Annotated in this window: 12 protein-coding genes; 6 read left to right on the forward strand and 6 right to left on the reverse strand. The window is 67.7% G+C overall.

The features are described from left to right. Positions 1–21 precede the first annotated feature (21 nt). Positions 22–1,587 carry an MFS transporter gene (locus ACFW3F_RS20680; protein WP_388060725.1) on the reverse strand — a complete coding sequence of 522 codons (1,566 nt, stop codon included), beginning with the start codon at positions 1,585–1,587 and terminating at the stop codon, positions 22–24. A gap of 128 nt (positions 1,588–1,715) precedes the next feature. Between ACFW3F_RS20680 and ACFW3F_RS20685 the strand changes: the two genes are divergently transcribed. The 4 genes from ACFW3F_RS20685 to ACFW3F_RS20700 all read left to right on the forward strand — a co-directional run bounded on the left by ACFW3F_RS20685 (position 1,716) and on the right by ACFW3F_RS20700 (position 8,498). Continuing rightward, positions 1,716–2,411 carry a TetR/AcrR family transcriptional regulator gene (locus ACFW3F_RS20685; RefSeq protein ID WP_388060727.1) on the forward strand — a complete coding sequence of 232 codons (696 nt, stop codon included), beginning with the start codon at positions 1,716–1,718 and terminating at the stop codon, positions 2,409–2,411. Between the two features lie 48 nt (positions 2,412–2,459). Next, positions 2,460–4,397: a gamma-glutamyltransferase family protein gene (locus tag ACFW3F_RS20690; protein WP_388060729.1), complete on the forward strand. Its 1,938-nt coding sequence runs from the start codon at positions 2,460–2,462 to the stop codon at positions 4,395–4,397. 199 nt (positions 4,398–4,596) lie between these two features. Then, positions 4,597–6,768 (forward strand): glutamine synthetase III, encoded by a 2,172-nt coding sequence (locus ACFW3F_RS20695; protein WP_388060731.1) that lies wholly within the window; start codon positions 4,597–4,599, stop codon positions 6,766–6,768. A gap of 233 nt (positions 6,769–7,001) precedes the next feature. Continuing rightward, positions 7,002–8,498, forward strand: coding sequence for a SulP family inorganic anion transporter (locus ACFW3F_RS20700; RefSeq protein ID WP_388060733.1), 1,497 nt, complete (start codon positions 7,002–7,004; stop codon positions 8,496–8,498). A 109-nt stretch (positions 8,499–8,607) separates the two neighbouring features. On the opposite strand, the gene ACFW3F_RS20705 is transcribed toward ACFW3F_RS20700, so the two are convergent. Beyond that, positions 8,608–9,519 carry an SDR family NAD(P)-dependent oxidoreductase gene (locus tag ACFW3F_RS20705; RefSeq protein WP_388060735.1) on the reverse strand — a complete coding sequence of 304 codons (912 nt, stop codon included), beginning with the start codon at positions 9,517–9,519 and terminating at the stop codon, positions 8,608–8,610. Positions 9,520–9,543: 24 nt separating this feature from the next. After that, the gene (locus ACFW3F_RS20710) at positions 9,544–11,166 is read right to left on the reverse strand and encodes a PucR family transcriptional regulator (protein WP_388060737.1); all 1,623 of its coding nucleotides are present in this window, start codon (positions 11,164–11,166) and stop codon (positions 9,544–9,546) included. Positions 11,167–11,240: 74 nt separating this feature from the next. Between ACFW3F_RS20710 and pruA the strand changes: the two genes are divergently transcribed. Together pruA and ACFW3F_RS20720 are read left to right on the forward strand one after the other, a co-directional pair. Next, complete coding sequence (gene pruA, locus ACFW3F_RS20715; RefSeq protein ID WP_388060739.1) at positions 11,241–12,887, forward strand: L-glutamate gamma-semialdehyde dehydrogenase; 1,647 nt, start codon at positions 11,241–11,243, stop codon at positions 12,885–12,887. Beyond that, a complete protein-coding gene (locus tag ACFW3F_RS20720; protein ID WP_388060741.1) occupies positions 12,887–13,837 on the forward strand; it encodes a proline dehydrogenase family protein in 951 nt (316 codons plus the stop codon). Before pruA ends, ACFW3F_RS20720 begins: the two co-directional genes overlap by 1 nt. Positions 13,838–13,919: 82 nt before the next feature. On the opposite strand, the gene ACFW3F_RS20725 is transcribed toward ACFW3F_RS20720, so the two are convergent. From ACFW3F_RS20725 to ACFW3F_RS20735, 3 genes are read right to left on the reverse strand one after another with little or no spacing between them, the layout of a single operon-like run. Further along, positions 13,920–14,468, reverse strand: a complete 549-nt coding sequence (locus tag ACFW3F_RS20725) for a molybdenum cofactor biosysynthesis protein (RefSeq protein ID WP_388060743.1) — start codon at positions 14,466–14,468, stop codon at positions 13,920–13,922. 8 nt (positions 14,469–14,476) lie between these two features. Next, on the reverse strand, positions 14,477–16,057 hold the full coding sequence (locus tag ACFW3F_RS20730; protein WP_388060744.1) for an oxidoreductase: 1,581 nt from the start codon (positions 16,055–16,057) through the stop codon (positions 14,477–14,479). Next, positions 16,054–16,899 (reverse strand): FAD:protein FMN transferase, encoded by an 846-nt coding sequence (locus ACFW3F_RS20735; RefSeq protein ID WP_388060777.1) that lies wholly within the window; start codon positions 16,897–16,899, stop codon positions 16,054–16,056. The genes ACFW3F_RS20730 and ACFW3F_RS20735 overlap by 4 nt, the downstream gene beginning before the upstream one ends. Between the last annotated feature and the right edge of the window lie 3 nt (positions 16,900–16,902).

The following is a 16,902-nucleotide window of genomic DNA, read 5'->3' on the forward strand; positions in this document are numbered from 1 at the left end:
TCGTCGCTTGTGCCGGTCCGTTCAGACGTCCGGCCCGTTTCCCCTCGAGCCTATGCGGTCGGCGGGGGCCGGGGCCTGCGCGACACCGTGCGGGCCTGACTTCGAGGCCGGTTCGCCGGGGTGCGCGGGAAGATAGATCAACGTGAGAACCGCCGCCACCGCGGTGACCGCACCGGCCACCAGGCAGCCGGTGGAGAAGCCGTCCATGAATCCCGACCTAGCCGCCTCTGCGAGGCCTGTGGCCGCGTCCCCGAGCGTCGCCCCGGCCGCCCGGGATATCTCGAGCGCGGCACCGACGGACTCACGTGCGGGTTCGGCGACAGGTTCAGGAATCTGAGCAGAGTCGAGCCGGTCTCGATACACCGACAACGCGATCGATCCGATCACCGCCACTCCGAGAGTTCCACCCAGTTCACGGGTCGCGTCGTTGACTGCCGACCCCATCCCCGCCTTGTCCGGCGAGACCACACCCATGATCGCCTCTGTCGCGGGTGCGCTGGTGAGCCCCATGCCGGTGCCCAGGAAGATCATCGTACCGACGATCTCGTGGTAGCCGGTACCCACGCCCATCGTCGCCGCCCAGACGAACCCGGCGCTCAGCGAGAGCAGTCCGAGCGCGACCACGACCTTCGAACCAACCCGAACTGCCAGGCGTGGACCGATCAGCGACGACACGGCGATCGTTCCCGCCACCGGAAGCATCCGTACTCCGGTCTCGAGCGCTCCGTAGTCGCGGACGAACTGGAAATACTGGGTGACGAGGAAGATGAACCCGAAGAGCGCGAAGAAGGCCGCGGTGATTGCACCGCTCGCGGCAGTGAACCGCAGGTTGCCGAAGAGCCGGACGTCGAGCATCGGATATCGGGTACGAAACTCCTTGGCGGCGAAGACCGCGAGCGCGACCAGCGCGAGAACGAAGCCTGTGATGGTCGGCGCCGACGCCCAACCATGGTCGGGCGCTTCGATGATCGTGTAGACGAGCACACCGAGAGCGATCATCGACAGCAGCAATCCGCCGACATCCAGCGGGGGCGTTGCCGGGTCGCGTGAATCCGGCACAACCCAGCAGGCGGCGACGAGTGTCACCAGCGCGGCTGCGCCCAGGAACAGCAGAATCGAACCCCACCAGAAGGTTTCGAGCAGCGCGCCGCCCACGACGGGCCCGACCGCCACCGACATTCCCGTCGCCGCGCCCCATAGCCCGATCGCCTTGACTCGTTCGGTGCGTTCGGTGAACACATTGGTCAGGATGGACAGTGTCACCGGATAGACAACCGCCGCCGCGACACCCCCGAGCGCACGCCAGGCGATCAGCGTGTCGGGTTCCTGACTCCACGCACCGGCCACCGAGCTCACCAGAAACAATGCCAGGCCACCGATGAGGAACCGCCGACGACCGAATCGGTCGCTGAGTGACCCGGCGGCCAACACCAGCGTCGCAAACGCCAGGTTGAACGCGTCCACGATCCAGAGGAGCTCGCGCGTCGAGGCGCCGAGGTCTGTGACAAGCGACGGGAGGGCGATGTTCACGATCGTCGTCGACACGTTGACCACGAAGACCGCGCTGCAGAGCACAGCCAGTACCACGCCTTTGCCGAATCTGTGACGGGATGGCGTCCCAACGGATGGCATAACGAAGTTATACCACGGCTGCAATCGATTTCGCTTCTAACGCCGACCAGACAGCGCGCTCGTGAACGTGAGAGCATGACGTCATGAGCGACGAGTACGACACATTCACCGGAGAACCCCGGTCGGAGTCCGTCCGCGATCGGCTCATCGGGGCCACCATCAGGTTGCTGGCCGACGCGGGGCCCGCTGAGATCAAAGTCCGTCGAATCGCCGATGTAACGGGCGTATCCACCGTCGCGGTGTATCACCATTTCGGTGGGGTGCGCGAGTTGTTGGAAGCCGTCGTCGGTACCGGATACCGCGCACTGAAGGCCGCCCTCGAGAACGCTTCGAACGCCGATCCCGACCCGGGCGCCCAGTTGTTCGCGATGGCATTGGCCTGTCGCGAATTGGCGCAGCGCAACCCTCATCTGTACGACATGATGTTCGGCCTGTCGACCCGGGGGACGTATCGCTACGTGGCCGATGCACCGAAGGACGGACCGGTCGCGGCGTTTGTCGACGCTTACACCGTGTTCGCCGACGCCTGTCACAGACTCGTTCGCGCCGGGCGCATCACGATCGTCGACGGGTACGTGGTGGCCGCTGAACTATGGAGCGCTGTGCACGGGTTCGTCACCCTCGAGATCGCCGGACACTTCACACGGTTTCCGCATCCCGTCACCGATGTTCTCGCCTCGATGGCGGTCAACCACCTGGTCGGGATGGGTGACGACAGGGACAGAGCACAGCGGTCCGCGACCACGGCGATCGCATGGTGGGAGATTCGACACGCGTGAGTTCGCGTGGACCGCACGCGGCAGCCGTGGACGACATAGCGTGGGGTGATGGTACGACTGGTAGCCGGCCTGATGGCCACCGCTCTCGTGCTCACCTCGTGCGGCGGCGGCGCCGACGAGCCGACTGCCGGGTCGGTCACGTGCGCCGAGATCCCCAACGGGGAGATGATCGCCGCCCGGGGTGATGAGTCCGGGGCCCCCACCGACATCGCCACGCGGCCCGAGGTCGCGTCCGGTTACCGAACCGGCATGCGACCCGTCACCACCGGGACCTTCGCCGCTGCGACCGCCAATCCCCTGGCCACCGGCGCGGCATGCGAGGTCCTGCGCGACGGCGGTACGGCCGCCGACGCCCTGGTCACCGCGCAGCTGGTGCTCGGTCTCGTCGAGCCGCAGTCCTCGGGCATCGGCGGCGGCGCCTTCGCCCTGTACTACGACGCGACGTCGAAAACGGTGCGCGCGTTCGACGGGCGAGAGACCGCGCCGGCCGCCGCCACCGAGACCTACCTGACCCGGATCAGTCCCACCGACCCCGCACCGCCCGTACCGAGCGCCCGGGCCTCGGGCCGGTCCATCGGCGTGCCGGGCGCGCTGCGAATGCTGGAGATGGTCCACGGCGAGTTCGGCGAGCAGTCGTGGCGCGACCTGTTCGGTCCCGCAGTACAGCTGGCCGACAACGGTTTCGAGATCAGCCCGCGACTCGCGACCGCGATCGCCGCCTCGGCGGCCGAGCTCGCTGTCGACGAGGAGGCCCGCGCCTACTTCCTCACGGGCGACGGCACCGCGAAACCGGCCGGAACCCGGTTGGTCAACCCGGCGTACGCGAAGACGCTCGGCACGCTGGCCGCCGACGGGGCCGGGGCCATGTACGACGGGCCGATCGCCGAGGCCATCGTCGCCGAGGCCGGCAGCACCGCCGGTGGGATGACGCCGAGCCTCATGACGGTCGAGGACCTTCGTGATTACCGTGCGATCGCCCGGGATCCGGTCGTCACGACCTATCGCGGACGCGAGATCGTGGCCATGCCCGGACCGTCGTCGGGTGGGATCGCCGTCGCGTCCGCGCTCGGCATCCTGGAGAACTTCGACCTTCCGTCGATGCCGCCGACCGACGTCGACGCCGACGGCGGGCGTCCGGATCCGGCCGCCGTGCATCTCATCACCGAGGCCGAGCGCCTCGCCTACGCCGATCGCGACAAGTACGTGGCCGACCCCGACTTCGTCCCCCTGCCCGGGCGCGGGGTTGCGACCATCCTCGACCCGGCGTATCTCCGGTCGCGCGCGGCACTCATCACACCCGATTCCTCGCTCGGCGAGGCACCCGCGGGCGACCTCGGACCGGTGCCCCTGGGGTCGTACCCGGGTACCGAACACGGGACCAGTCACATCACGGTCGCCGACCGCTACGGCAACGTCGCCACGATGACGACCACCATCGAATCCGCCTTCGGCAGTTACCACATGGTCGACGGGTTCCTGCTCAACAACGAGCTGACGGACTTCTCGGCGGAAGCCCGCGACGAGAACGGTGTCCTGCTCGCCAACCGGGTCTCGCCGGGCAAGCGACCACGATCGTCGATGGCGCCGACCCTGATCATGCAGCCCGGCGCCGACGGAGCCCCGGCCGAGGTGGTCGCAGCTCTGGGCTCCCCCGGCGGGTCGGTGATCATCCAGTTCGTGATCAAGACGATCGTCGGCATGCTGGACTGGGGGCTCGATCCCCAGCAAGCCGTGTCGATGATCGACTTCGGCTCCGCCAACACCCCGACCTCGAACGTCGGCGGCGAACATCCCCTCGTCGACACCACCGACGACGGGGCGGAGGATCCTCTCGTCCGAGGACTGCGGGAACGCGGCGCCGAGGTGTCCGTGGAGGAGCAGTCGAGCGGGCTCAGCGCGCTGCTGCGACAGGACGGCGGGTGGATCGGCGGAGCCGACCCGCGTCGCGAGGGAGCGGTCATGGGAGACGACGCGACGCTGCGCTGACCGTCCCGCTCGCGGGCCTCGGGAACGACACTGCGTCAACCGGTCTCCCGATCACTAGTTTTCCTCAGCGTCACATGGGTGCAATCGGACGCATACACCCAGCTCATAGCGTCGAATCGCTCGCATCTGCGACAACGGCGTAGCGACGTCGTCGTGCGACCCCCGCGCACGTGGGGGCCGAGATCATCCAGGAGTAACCATGAGTGGCAGCATGTCCCGCCGTCAGGCGATCGAGGCCGTGACGACCTACGACGTGTCCGCACCCGGCTTCACCGAGCCGCTGGCAGATACGTTCGGGCGCAACGTGTTCAGCCTCTCGGTCATGAAGAAGCGGTTGCCGAAGCACGTGTTCAAGGCGGTCGCCGCGACCGTCGACACCGGCTGTGCGCTCGACCCCACCCTCGCCGACTACGTCGCGGTGGCGATGAAGGACTGGGCCATCGAGCGGGGTGCCACCCATTACGCCCACGTCTTCTATCCACTCACCGGATTCACCGCCGAGAAGCACGACTCGTTCCTCGAACCCGATTCCACCGGTGCATCGCTCGCCGAGTTCGCGGGCAAGACCCTGATGCAGGGCGAGCCCGACGCGTCGAGTTTCCCCAACGGCGGCCTGCGCGGGACGTTCGAGGCCCGCGGCTACACGGGCTGGGATGTCACGAGTCCCGCCTACCTCCTGGAGAACCCGAACGGCAACACCCTCTGCATTCCGACGATCTTCATCTCGTGGACCGGTGAGGCCCTCGACAAGAAGACCCCGCTGCTGCGCAGTCAGCAGGCGATGAGCAAGCAGGCGATGCGACTGCTCCGGCTGTTCGGTCACGACGACGTCGACACCGTCGTCTCCTACGCCGGCGCCGAGCAGGAGTACTTCCTGATCGACGAACACTTCTTCTACGCGCGACCGGATCTCATGACCTGCAACCGGACCCTGTTCGGCGCGGCACCGTCGAAGGGCCAGGAGTTCGACGACCACTACTTCGGCGCCATCCCGGAGCGCGTGCTGTCGTTCATGATCGAACTCGACCGCGAGTTGTTCAAACAGGGCATCCCGGCGAAGACACGGCACAACGAGGTCGCGCCCGGGCAGTTCGAGATCGCACCGGTCTTCGAACGGTCGGTCCTCGCCCACGACCATCAGCAGCTGATGATGACCACGATGAAGGCCGTCGCCGAGAAGTACGGCATGAAGTGCCTGCTGCACGAGAAGCCGTTCTCCGGAGTGAACGGTTCGGGCAAGCACGTCAACTTCTCACTGGGCAACGCCAACCAGGGCAACCTGCTGAATCCCGGGGACACCCCGCACGAGAACATGCAGTTCTTGACCTTCTGCGGAGCGATCATCCGCTCGGTACACCTCTACGGCGGGCTCCTGCGAGCGGCGGTCGCGTCGGCGTCGAACGACCATCGTCTCGGCGCCAACGAGGCCCCGCCCGCGATCATCTCGATCTTCCTCGGCGAACAGCTGATGGACGTGTTCGAGCAGATCGCCAAGGGCGGCGCCACCGGGTCCAAGGCCGCGGGAGTCATCGAACTCGGCGTCGACACGCTCCCGCCCCTCAAGGCCGATCCGGGTGATCGCAACCGCACCAGCCCGTTCGCATTCACCGGCAACCGGTTCGAGTACCGCGCACCGGGTTCCAACCAGTCGATCTCGGATCCGATGGTCGCCATCAACACGATCCTCGCCGACTCCATCGACCACATCGCCGCGGACCTCGAGAAACTCCTCGCCGATGGGTCGGAGCTCGCCGACGCCGTCCAGAAGGTGCTGCAGGACATCGTCAACACCCACGGCGCGGTCATCTTCAACGGCAACGGCTACTCCGACGAATGGCAGGAGGAGGCCGCAGCCCGCGGCCTGAAGAACCTGCGGACGACGGTCGACGCGGTGACGGAGTACACCTCACCGGAGGTCGTCGAGATCTTCGAGAAGTACGGCGTGCTGTCGGCACGCGAACTCGAGGCCCGCGAGGACGTCATCTTCGAGTACTACGCGCTGACCCTCCTCGTCGAGGCCAAGGAGACCGCCGAGATCGCCAAAACGATGATCATGCCCGCCGCGATCCGCTACCAGGGCGAGCTCGCGGGGACCGCGGCGTCGCTCAAGATGGCCGGCATCGACGCTCCCACACCGCTGCTCGAGGAACTGACCGGACTGATCGGCACTCTGCACGAGGGGTTGGCAGCACTGGATGCCGGTATCGCCGGGATGCACGGTGAGTCCACCTTCGTGGAGTCGAAATACGCGCTGGAGACGCTGATCCCGGCCATGGCCGCAGTCCGTGAAGTCGCCGACACCCTCGAATCCATCGTCGCCGACGATCTGTGGCCGCTGCCGACCTACAACGAAATGCTCACGATCCTCTAGACCCACACGCCGGCCACACTCCCCCGCGTACGTCGTGGGGGAGTGTGGCCGGCGTGGCGGCCACGGCGTCCCACCGGTGCGCCTCGCCCGTTTGCACATCCACCATCCCGTGCGGGTAGAGTGTGCCGCGTCCGTAGGACCGGCCGCGGCAGTCATCGTCGCCGACGATCCGGCGAGGCGTGTAACCCTCTGCGCGACAATCGTTCTTGATCGCTCGCGAAGTTGGAGCCGCCGTGACTGCCGAGGTGCTGACGCCTGCCCGACAACAGTCGGTGTTGTCCACTCTGCGCTCCCCGCGAAGGTTGCGCACCGAGGTTCTCGCCGGGCTCGTGGTCGCACTCGCGCTCATCCCCGAGGCGATCTCGTTCTCGATCATCGCCGGCGTCGACCCTCGGGTGGGCCTGTTCGCTTCGTTCACGATGGCGGTGACGATCGCAATCGTCGGCGGCCGTCCGGCGATGATCTCAGCGGCCACCGGTGCCGTGGCACTGGTCGTCGCACCACTGGTCGCCAGCCATGGTCTGGATCACCTGATCGCCGCCGTCCTCCTCGCCGGTGTCATCCAGATCGCGCTCGGCGCGCTGGGGGTCGCTCGATTGATGCGCTTCATCCCGCGCAGCGTGATGGTCGGTTTCGTCAACGCTCTGGCCATCCTGATCTTCACCGCCCAGCTCCCCCACCTGCTCGGCGTCCCGTGGCTGGTCTATCCACTCGTCGCGGTCGGGGTCGCCATCATCGTCGGCCTGCCGAAGCTCACCTCGGTGATCCCGTCGCCCCTCGTGGCGATCGTGCTGCTCACCGCGGTCACTCTCGCCGTCGGGTTCTCGGTCCCCGACGTCGGCGACGAGGGCGAACTGCCGGACAGCCTGCCCAGCCTGATCTTTCCCGACGTCCCGCTGAACTGGGACACGCTGACCGTCATCGCCCCCTACGCATTCACCATGGCCCTCGTGGGGCTGCTCGAGTCGTTGATGACCGCGAAACTGGTCGACGACCTCACCGACACCCACTCCGACAAGACGCGGGAGGCGACCGGTCAGGGAATCGCCAACATCGTGACCGGATTGTTCGGTGGCATGGGCGGGTGCGCGATGATCGGCCAGACGATGATCAACGTGAAGGAATCCCGGGCCCGCACCCGCATCTCGACGTTCCTCGCCGGCCTCTTCCTGCTCGTGCTGGTCGTCGGGCTCGGCGACATCGTCGCCCTGATCCCCATGGCCGCGCTCGTCGCCGTCATGATCATGGTGTCGGTGGGCACTCTGGATTGGCACAGCGTCAACCCGAAGACCTTGCGCCGCATGCCGAAGAGCGAGACAGCGGTGATGCTCGCGACCGTCGTCGTGACCGTGGCCACCCACAACCTCGCATACGGCGTCATCGTGGGCGTCCTCACCGCGATGGTGCTGTTCGCGCGCCGGGTCGCACATGTCACCGAGGTGGTCGATGTCGCCGACCCCGACCCCGGGACCCGCGTCTATGCCGTTCGGGGCGAGCTGTTCTTCGCGTCCAGCAACGATCTCGTCTACCAGTTCGACTACGTCGGTGACCCGGACAACGTCGTGATCGACATGAGCGGCGCACACATCTGGGATGCGTCGACGGTCGCCACGCTCGATGCCGTCACCACCAAGTACGCAGCCAAGGGCAAGACCGCGACCATCGTCGGGCTCGACGACCACAGCGCCGAGCGCCATCGACGCCTCAGCGGACATCTCGGCGACGACTGACCGGGTGGAGAGGACACGTCGTGGCCGACGGGGTCGGCCTGGTGGTCCCGTCCGCCCGTTCGGCCGGAGGGTTCCGGCTGTAGACGGATCGACATCGAGCGGCTGCTCGTCACCCGGCGGGTGACACCCCCAGTGGCCACCGGGTGCCCGTGAGAATCTCGGCCTCGGTCCACAGCCGGCCGGCCACATCGTAGTCGCACGCCGTTCGGGCCCGCCCCGACAGCACGGGCCGGCCGCGCAGTCCCCACGGGCCGTCGACCCCCACGTAGCTGCCCGGCGGGATCGGTTCGGTCAGACAGTGCAGCGTGGGTGCCGCGCCGGCGTCGAGATCGTTGCCGACCACTCCCGCCAGCCCCTTGGCCGCCTGATGCAGGACTCCCAGGCCGGGCTTGTTCGAGATGTTCGACGCGGCCCAACCCGGGTCGGTGAGCATCGAGGACACCGGCGACCCGCCGTCGCGCAACCGTCGGTCGAGTTCCAGGCCCCACAGCATCACCGCGAGTTTGGAGGCGGTGTAGGCCCGCGGTGACGACCAGCGTGTGCGTCGGTAGTCGAGATCGGCGGGATCGATGCGCGCGCGGCGATGCCCCTCGGAGCCCACCGTCACGATCTGCCGGGTGATACGCGGCAGGAGCAGATTGGTCAGTGCGAACGGCCCGAGAAAATTGGTGCCCATACCGAGTTCGAAACCGTCCCGCGTCGTCCTGCGCTGGTGGGGAAACATCCCGGCGTTGTTGATGAGCACATCGATCGGACCGTCGAGTTCGCCGACGAATGCCCGCACCGAGGTGAGGTCGGCGAGATCGAGCTGTAGCACCTCGCAGTCACCACCGAACTCTCGCGCGCGACGTGCGCCGAGCTCGGTGTCGCGGGCGGCCAGCACCACCCGAGCACCGGCCCGGGCGAGCGAGCGCGCGGTGGCCATCCCGATACCGTTGGTCGCACCGGTGACGACGACCCGCGAGCCTGCCAGGTCGGAGAGGGACTTCGACGATGAGGGCATGGACGCCACGGTACCCATCGGATGCGCGGGTCGGTGTCGCACTCAGTCCGGCGGACGTCCCGGCACCCAGCGAACGCGCAGTGACAGCGCAACCACGAGCCGCGTCGCCGGTTCGTCGAGGTCCATTCCGGTGAGGGCTTGGATTCGACGTATGCGGTAGCGCAAGGTGTTCGGGTGGACGTGCAGCGAGGCGGCCGCCGCACGGACATCACCGAAGTGGTCGAGGTAGGCGCGCAGCGACGCCGTGAACGCGCTGCCGCTGCGGGCGTCGAGATCTGCGAGTCCGACGACCCGACTGTCGACGAGATCCGGGTTCTCCGAGAGCAATCCGACGATCTCACCGAGCAGCACACCGGTGCGGGATCGCTCGACGGTGGTGACATCGTCGATCAGCTCGGCTTCCCGCTCGGCGGCATCGAGGACCCGGTCGATCGACCGGCGCAGATCGGTTGCGGTGGAGATCTTGTCGGGCCCGGCGACCACGGCACGCACCGGCACCGCGAACTGGCGGTCGGCGGCGTCGACGGAGACTCGCGCCCAGGTGACGGCATCGTCGAGCGCGACGCCGGGCAACACCACGTAGGCGCGGTCACCGATGGTCACCGTCACCGAGAGCGGGCTCAATGCGCTGGCGTGCAGCATGAGTGCCGACACCTGTCCCGCGCGGATACCGTCGGGTGTCGCGAGGCCAACGATCGTCACGGTGGCCGTCGGCGCGATGCCGAGTTCGGCGGCGAGGTGATCTGTGTCGACCGGGTCGCCGCCCACCCCGAGGAGTCGCCGAACCCGCTCATCGTGGTCGGAGCCGGCGGAACGACGTCGGGAGATCACCCGTGCCGCAACCGCCGCGGCGCCGACGAGGACCTCGTCGGTGTCGCGGGCCGGCGGACGCGATCGCTCCTGGAGCCAGATGACGCCCAGCGGGACGTCGCCGGGACCACCCTCGCGGACCGATGCCGGCCGGATGGCCACCGCGCGCCGCGGCCGCAATCCGAGGTCGGCCCGGGCGTCGACCATCACGACGCCCGGGGACCTCCGCACCGCGTCCATCACACCCCACTCCCGCAACCAGGCGAGCATCTCCGGCGGCCCCTCGCGCCCCAGGATGGACAGTCTCCGCAACTCGTCGGCCTCCTCGCCCGCGGAGCTGTAGGCCAGGACGTGCGCGTGCTCGTCCTCGATGCTCACCAGGCCACCGGTCCGCCGGGCCACCTCAGCCGCGAGCTCGAAGAGGTCGCCGGTGCTTCCCGACTCCATGGACTCGCCGTCCCCGGTCGCGGGGCGTCCGGCCTCGAGCACCCGGGTGACGAGGTTGTAGATGCGCTCCCAGCGCGCGTGCGGGTCGATGGCGATGACCGCGATCCCCAGCCGTTCGGCGAGGCCGATCAGCGTCGGTGTCGGTTGCTTGCTCAGCACGGCTACCGGGCGGTGTGCACCGAGGCCGCCGAGCCATTCGACACCGGCCTCGTCGGCCAATCCGACGAGAAGAAACAGGTCGGCCGATCGCGCGGCATGTCCGAGTCCGTAGCGGATGTCGTCGGTGTCGACCATCGCCAGCGTCGCCACCGGCGCGTCGAGCCCTCGCGGAGACGAGACGAGTGTCGCGAGAGTCTGATCGAGGGCCAGGACCAGCCGTCCGAGTGCGATACCCGCCGGCTTGTCCATATCGACAACAATACGGCGACCCGCTTTGCCGACCGGCCATATCGCGGGGACGAGCGGCACGATGCACTGAATCCATGGATGCCATCACCACTCCCCCTCGACCGGCCAATGAGCCCGTCCACACCTATGCCCCCGGTTCCCCCGAACGCGCGCGCATCGTCGACGAGTTGACTCGGCAGTCGCATGCCGGCCGGCGCGAGTTCCCCCACATCATCGGAGGCCACTTGAGCCTCGGGCAGGGCGAACCGATCGACGTCGTCCAACCCCACGCGCACCGCGAGGTCCTCGGCTTCATCACCAACGCCACGCATGACGACGCCCGGGCTGCTGTCGACGCCGCGCGGGCCGCTGCCGCCGACTGGGCACATACGAGCTTCGACGACCGAGCGGCCGTCATCCTGCGCGCCGCCGAACTGCTCGCCGGGCCGTGGCGCGAGCGGATCGCGGCCGCGACGATGCTCGGTCAGTCGAAGTCGGTGCAGCAGGCGGAGATCGACGCCCCGTGCGAACTCGTCGACTTCTGGCGGTTCAACGTGACCTTCGCCCGCGAGATCCTCGCCGAGCAACCGGAATCGTCACCGGGCGTGTGGAATCGGCTCGACCATCGCCCGCTGGACGGTTTCGTCTACGCCGTGACCCCGTTCAACTTCACCGCCATAGCCGCGAACCTGCCCACGGCACCGGTCCTGATGGGCAATACCGTGGTGTGGAAACCCTCTCCCACCCAGGCATATTCGGCACAGCTGATCATGGCACTGCTCGAGGCGGCGGGCTTGCCACCCGGTGTGATCAACCTCGTCCACGGCGACGGCGTGGCCGTCTCGGATGTGGTGCTCTCCGACCCCGATCTGGCCGGCATCCACTTCACCGGGTCGACGAGGACGTTCCGGTACCTGTGGCGTGAGGTGGGGGCCAACATCGAGCACTACCGGAACTATCCGCGACTCGTCGGCGAGACCGGTGGCAAGGATTTCATCGTCGCGCATGCCTCGGCCGAACCGCACGCCCTCCGAACTGCATTGACCCGTGGCGCCTTCGAATATCAGGGCCAGAAGTGTTCGGCGGCATCGCGGGCCTACATCGCGAGATCTGTGTGGGACCGGATGGGCGACGAGTTCCTCGGGGAAGCCGCCGACCTGGCGTATGGAGACGTTCGCGACCTGACGAACTTCGGCGGTGCGGTGATCGATCGACGCGCCTTCGACAAACAGGTCACGGCCATCGACCGGGCCAAGTCGTCGGCATCGCTGACCGTCGCGGTGGGAGGCGACTGCGACGACACCGACGGATTCTTCGTGCGGCCCACGGTGCTGCTGTCCGACGATCCGACCGATGAGGCGTTCGCCACCGAGTACTTCGGGCCGATCCTCGCCGTGCACGTCTACGACGATGCGCAGTTCGATGCCATTCTCGGGCTGGTTGATTCGACGGCACAGTATGCCCTGACCGGCTCGATCATGGCCACCGACGTCGCGGCCGTCGCATCGGCGTCCGACCGTCTGCGCAATGCCGCCGGGAACTTCTATGTCAACGACAAACCGACCGGTGCGGTGGTCGGACAGCAGCCCTTCGGCGGGGGCCGGGCGTCGGGCACCAACGACAAGGCCGGCTCGAAGCAGAACCTGATGCGCTGGACCTCGACCCGGACGATCAAGGAGACCTTCACCCCGCCGACCACATCGACCTACCCGCACATGGTGGCCGACTGGACGGGTATCTGATGGGCCCCGTCTTCGACACCGTGCTGCGGCCCGCGATCGTCGCGGCGTCACGCAGCGAACGAATCGAGAACGCGTCCCAGCGGTGGCCGGTGACCGAGCGAGTGGTCCGCAGGTTCGTGCCGGGCGAATCGCTCGACGCCGCCATGACCGCCGTCGGAGACGAACTCGACGACGGACTCGCCGTCACCGTCGACTTCCTGAGCGAGGACACCCTCGACGAATCCCAGGCCGAAGCCACCGTTGTTGCGTACCTCGAACTGCTGGAATCGATGTCGAGCTTCCGCCCGGCATCGTTCGGGTCGCTGGAGGTGTCCCTGAAACTCACCGCACTCGGCCTGGGCCTGCCGGAGCACGGGGCGAAGATCGCCGCGGAGAACGCGCGGCGGATCGTCGAGGCTGCCGACAGTCTGGGCATCCTCGTCACCGTCGACGCCGAGAACCACACCACCGTCGACCAGCGGCTGACGATCGTGCGATCACTGCGGGACGACTTCCCCGACACCGGGACCGTCTTGCAGGCCTGTCTTCGACGCACCGAGGACGACTGCGCCGAGTTCGCGTCGTCGGGAGCCCGAATCCGATTGTGCAAGGGCGCCTACGCCGAACCGGCGGCGGTCGCCTTCACCGAGCGTCGACAGGTCGACGACAACTACCTGCGCTGCCTGCGGACGCTGATGAAGGGGCCCGGATACCCGATGGTCGCCACTCACGACCCCACGATGATCGACGCCGCGACCATCCTCGCCGGCGAATTCGGACGAACCCCGGACAGCTGGGAACACCAGATGCTGTACGGCATCCGCGTCGACGAACAGCGTCGCCTCGCCACCACCGGCGCCCGGGTCCGCGTGTACCTCCCCTACGGCGAGCAGTGGTACGGCTACCTCGTCCGACGCCTCGCCGAACGACCGGCCAACCTCGTGTTCTTCCTTCGAGCGCTGCGCGGATGAGCGCCCCTGACCTACGTCGACCGTGCATCGTTTTTCGTTGAGTGTGCGTCGAGTTTCTCGGGTGCGGCAGTCGTGACAACGGCTACAGCGGCTGCGCCCGCCGCACCTGATCGGCAGCGCGAGCAGCGTCGAGTTCGACGTCGGTGACGAGCACCGCAGCTCCGACAGTCAGCGTTCCCGATGTCAGCGGTTGCGTTCGCAATCCGCCACGTCCGATCAGCGCCTTACGCACCCCGTCCCCGGCGACGGTGTCCATCCAGGAGCACGGATGCGCGGGCCGGCCGCCGCGAAACCGGATCGGACCCGACCCGGTGCTCAGCTCGAACTCGCGGCCCCGCAGCGGATCGAGCTCGAGACCGCGCACGACGATGTTGCGCCGAGCCAGAACGGGATCGACGTCCCCGGCTGCGGCAACCCAGGATTCGAGTGCCAGAAACGTCACCGCCGCCTCGGTATGAGCCCGGACCCCGTAGAAGCGGTCACCGCGAATACCTCTGTCGGCGACCACCTCCACGGAATCAGGCGTGCGGGTCTCGACCTCGTCGGCCGGACCGTCCTTGGGCCTACCGAAGTAGGCGTGTTTCGGCGAGACCACGAACGTCACTATCTCGCAGGGGTATTCAAACGACATGGGACAGCTCAGTACCCGGAGAACGAGTCGGTGTGAACACGCCACGGACGTGTTCTCGTGGAGCCGTCGAGGCTGCGGACCGCCGCCGAGGTCCGTTCGACGAACGCCGGTGCGCCCGACACGTAATAGTGTGTGCCGAGCGCGCCCGGGCCGACCAGTTCGGCGAGCCGGGCCGGATCGTCGATCCCGTCGGCGAGTTCGGGCGCCTCGACGGTCACCACGCGTGCTCCCGCTGCCCGGGCACTCTCCAGATCATCGGCATAGACAACCCGTCCGCGGTCCCGAAGGACGTGCACGACGGTCAGTCCCGACAGATCACCGGCCGCCTGCGACTGCAGCACGTCCCGGACCATCGACACGAACGGCGTGATCCCGATCCCGGACGCGATCAGCACGACCGAGCCCCTCGACGGAAAAGTCCGCGGCAGAACGAAGTCGCCACCGACCTCGTCGACGTAGGCGCGGCGCGCGGTTCCCTCGACCAGCGCCGCCTTGTAGGCGGACGGCTTCGTGGCAGCTGTGAAACCGAACTCCACCGGTTGCTGACGTGGTGCGGACACGAACGAGAAGACCCGCCGCGAACCCACCCACACCGGCGCCGACCACCGCGGCACGCTGACACTCGACCACTGACCCGCCCGGAACGACGCCGCGCCACCAACCGGTTCGCCGCGCACCGCATAGGTCCGGTCAGCGACCGGAATGGTCACCAGGTCGAGTGGCACACGGCGGGCGGTCCCGGTGACCAGTCGCACGACGAAGGCGTACAGACATCCGACGAGCAGCGCGACCTCGGGCACGAAAGCCAGCGTGTACGAATCGGTGATCGCGATCGTGTACTGACAGTGCATGAGCACACCCACCAGCGCCGCGTAGACGAGCCGGTGCAGCTCGGTGGCAGGTGAGGTGAGTGGCTCGGGCAGCATGATGGCGGCCACGAACAGCATGGGACTCGACACGATCCACGTCGACAGGTCTTGTCCACCCCGGAACAGTTCGACGACACCGATCGTCAACAGCGAGGCGGCGATGAACACCAGAGCCAACCGCCATTCGCGGATCAGGGTCACGACCACCGCACCGACCACGATCATCGGGACGAGCAGCGGTTCGGCGGCCACCCACCAGAACGGGAAACTGATGCCCTCGACACCGGCGTAGGCCAGCGCATAGCACCCGATCGCACCCGCAACCGCGGGATTGACGAACAGCCGACGACGCCACGCGAGAACGTATTTCGACGCCGCGGCGATGGCGGCACCCACCGCGACGGTGGCCACCGCAGTGTCCTCGGAGCCGCCGGGCAGGACGAAGAACAGGATCAGGCCGGTGATGAGCCACGAATCCGAGTTCGGCGGCACACGTAACACACCCGCGCACAGATAGCTCACCGCAGCGCTCACACCGACCGCCATCACGAGCCAGACTGCGAGTTCGTCGGGCCCGTAACCGAACTCGGAATCGGTCGCAGACACCACGAAAGCGGCCGCCGCCAACACCACCAACCCGCACAGGACAGCTCGATACGGGGTCAGGTGTCTGCGCGCGGCGTCGATCGGCGAGAGCAGCCGTGGGACAACCGTTGTCACAGGAACAACTCCAATCCGGGGATCGCGGTGTGCTCGACACTCCCGTTGCGTCGGATGGTCACGTGATGGAAGCCCTCACGGTGGTGGTCGAAGTCGCCGCGCAAGAACGCCGCGGGCGTGAAGAACAACGCCGTTGCCAGCCCGTCGGCCTCCATCGCCGACGGTGCGATCACCCACGTGGCCAGCACTTCTCGCGCGGGCGAGGCGGTGCGCGGATCGACGATGTGATGCCAGTCCGCCCATACCCGGCGGTTGCTCGCCGACGCGCAGATCGCGCCATCCGCGACGGATACCACGCCGATCGCCTTCGTCGTGTCCAACGGGTGCTCCAGCGCCACCCGCAGTCCGCGGGAGCGTGGCGAGATCACCATGTCGCCACCCGCGTCGATCACGAAGTCGTCGACGCTGCTGCCGACGATCTCCGCCACCCGGTCCACCGCGAAGCCCTTTCCGGCAGCGCCGACGTCGAGCAATGCGGGTTCGCGGATCTCCAGCGCACCCACGTGCTCACCGATCACCGCATCCCAGGCCGGAGCCACCGGCACCCGGGCGGACGCGCGCAGGGTGTAGGCAGCGTCGTAGCCGGCATCGGCGAGGGTCTGACCCACCAGCGGCGACACGGCACCACCGGTGAGATCGTAGAGACGGCGGTACCAGTCGACGAGCGGCTGGTCGGACTCGGCGATCGGATATCGCCCCACCTGGCTGGCCATCTGCGCGACCATCGAATCGTCCCGGAACCGGGACCAGGCCCGGTCGATCCGATCGATCTCGGCGTGCACCGCGTCGACCACATCGGCGGGCAGCGGCTCCGGAGTGCTGATCGTCCACCGGGTGCCGATCGC

It is taken from the genome of Gordonia sp. NPDC058843 (assembly GCF_042743165.1).
GTDB lineage: Bacteria > Actinomycetota > Actinomycetes > Mycobacteriales > Mycobacteriaceae > Gordonia.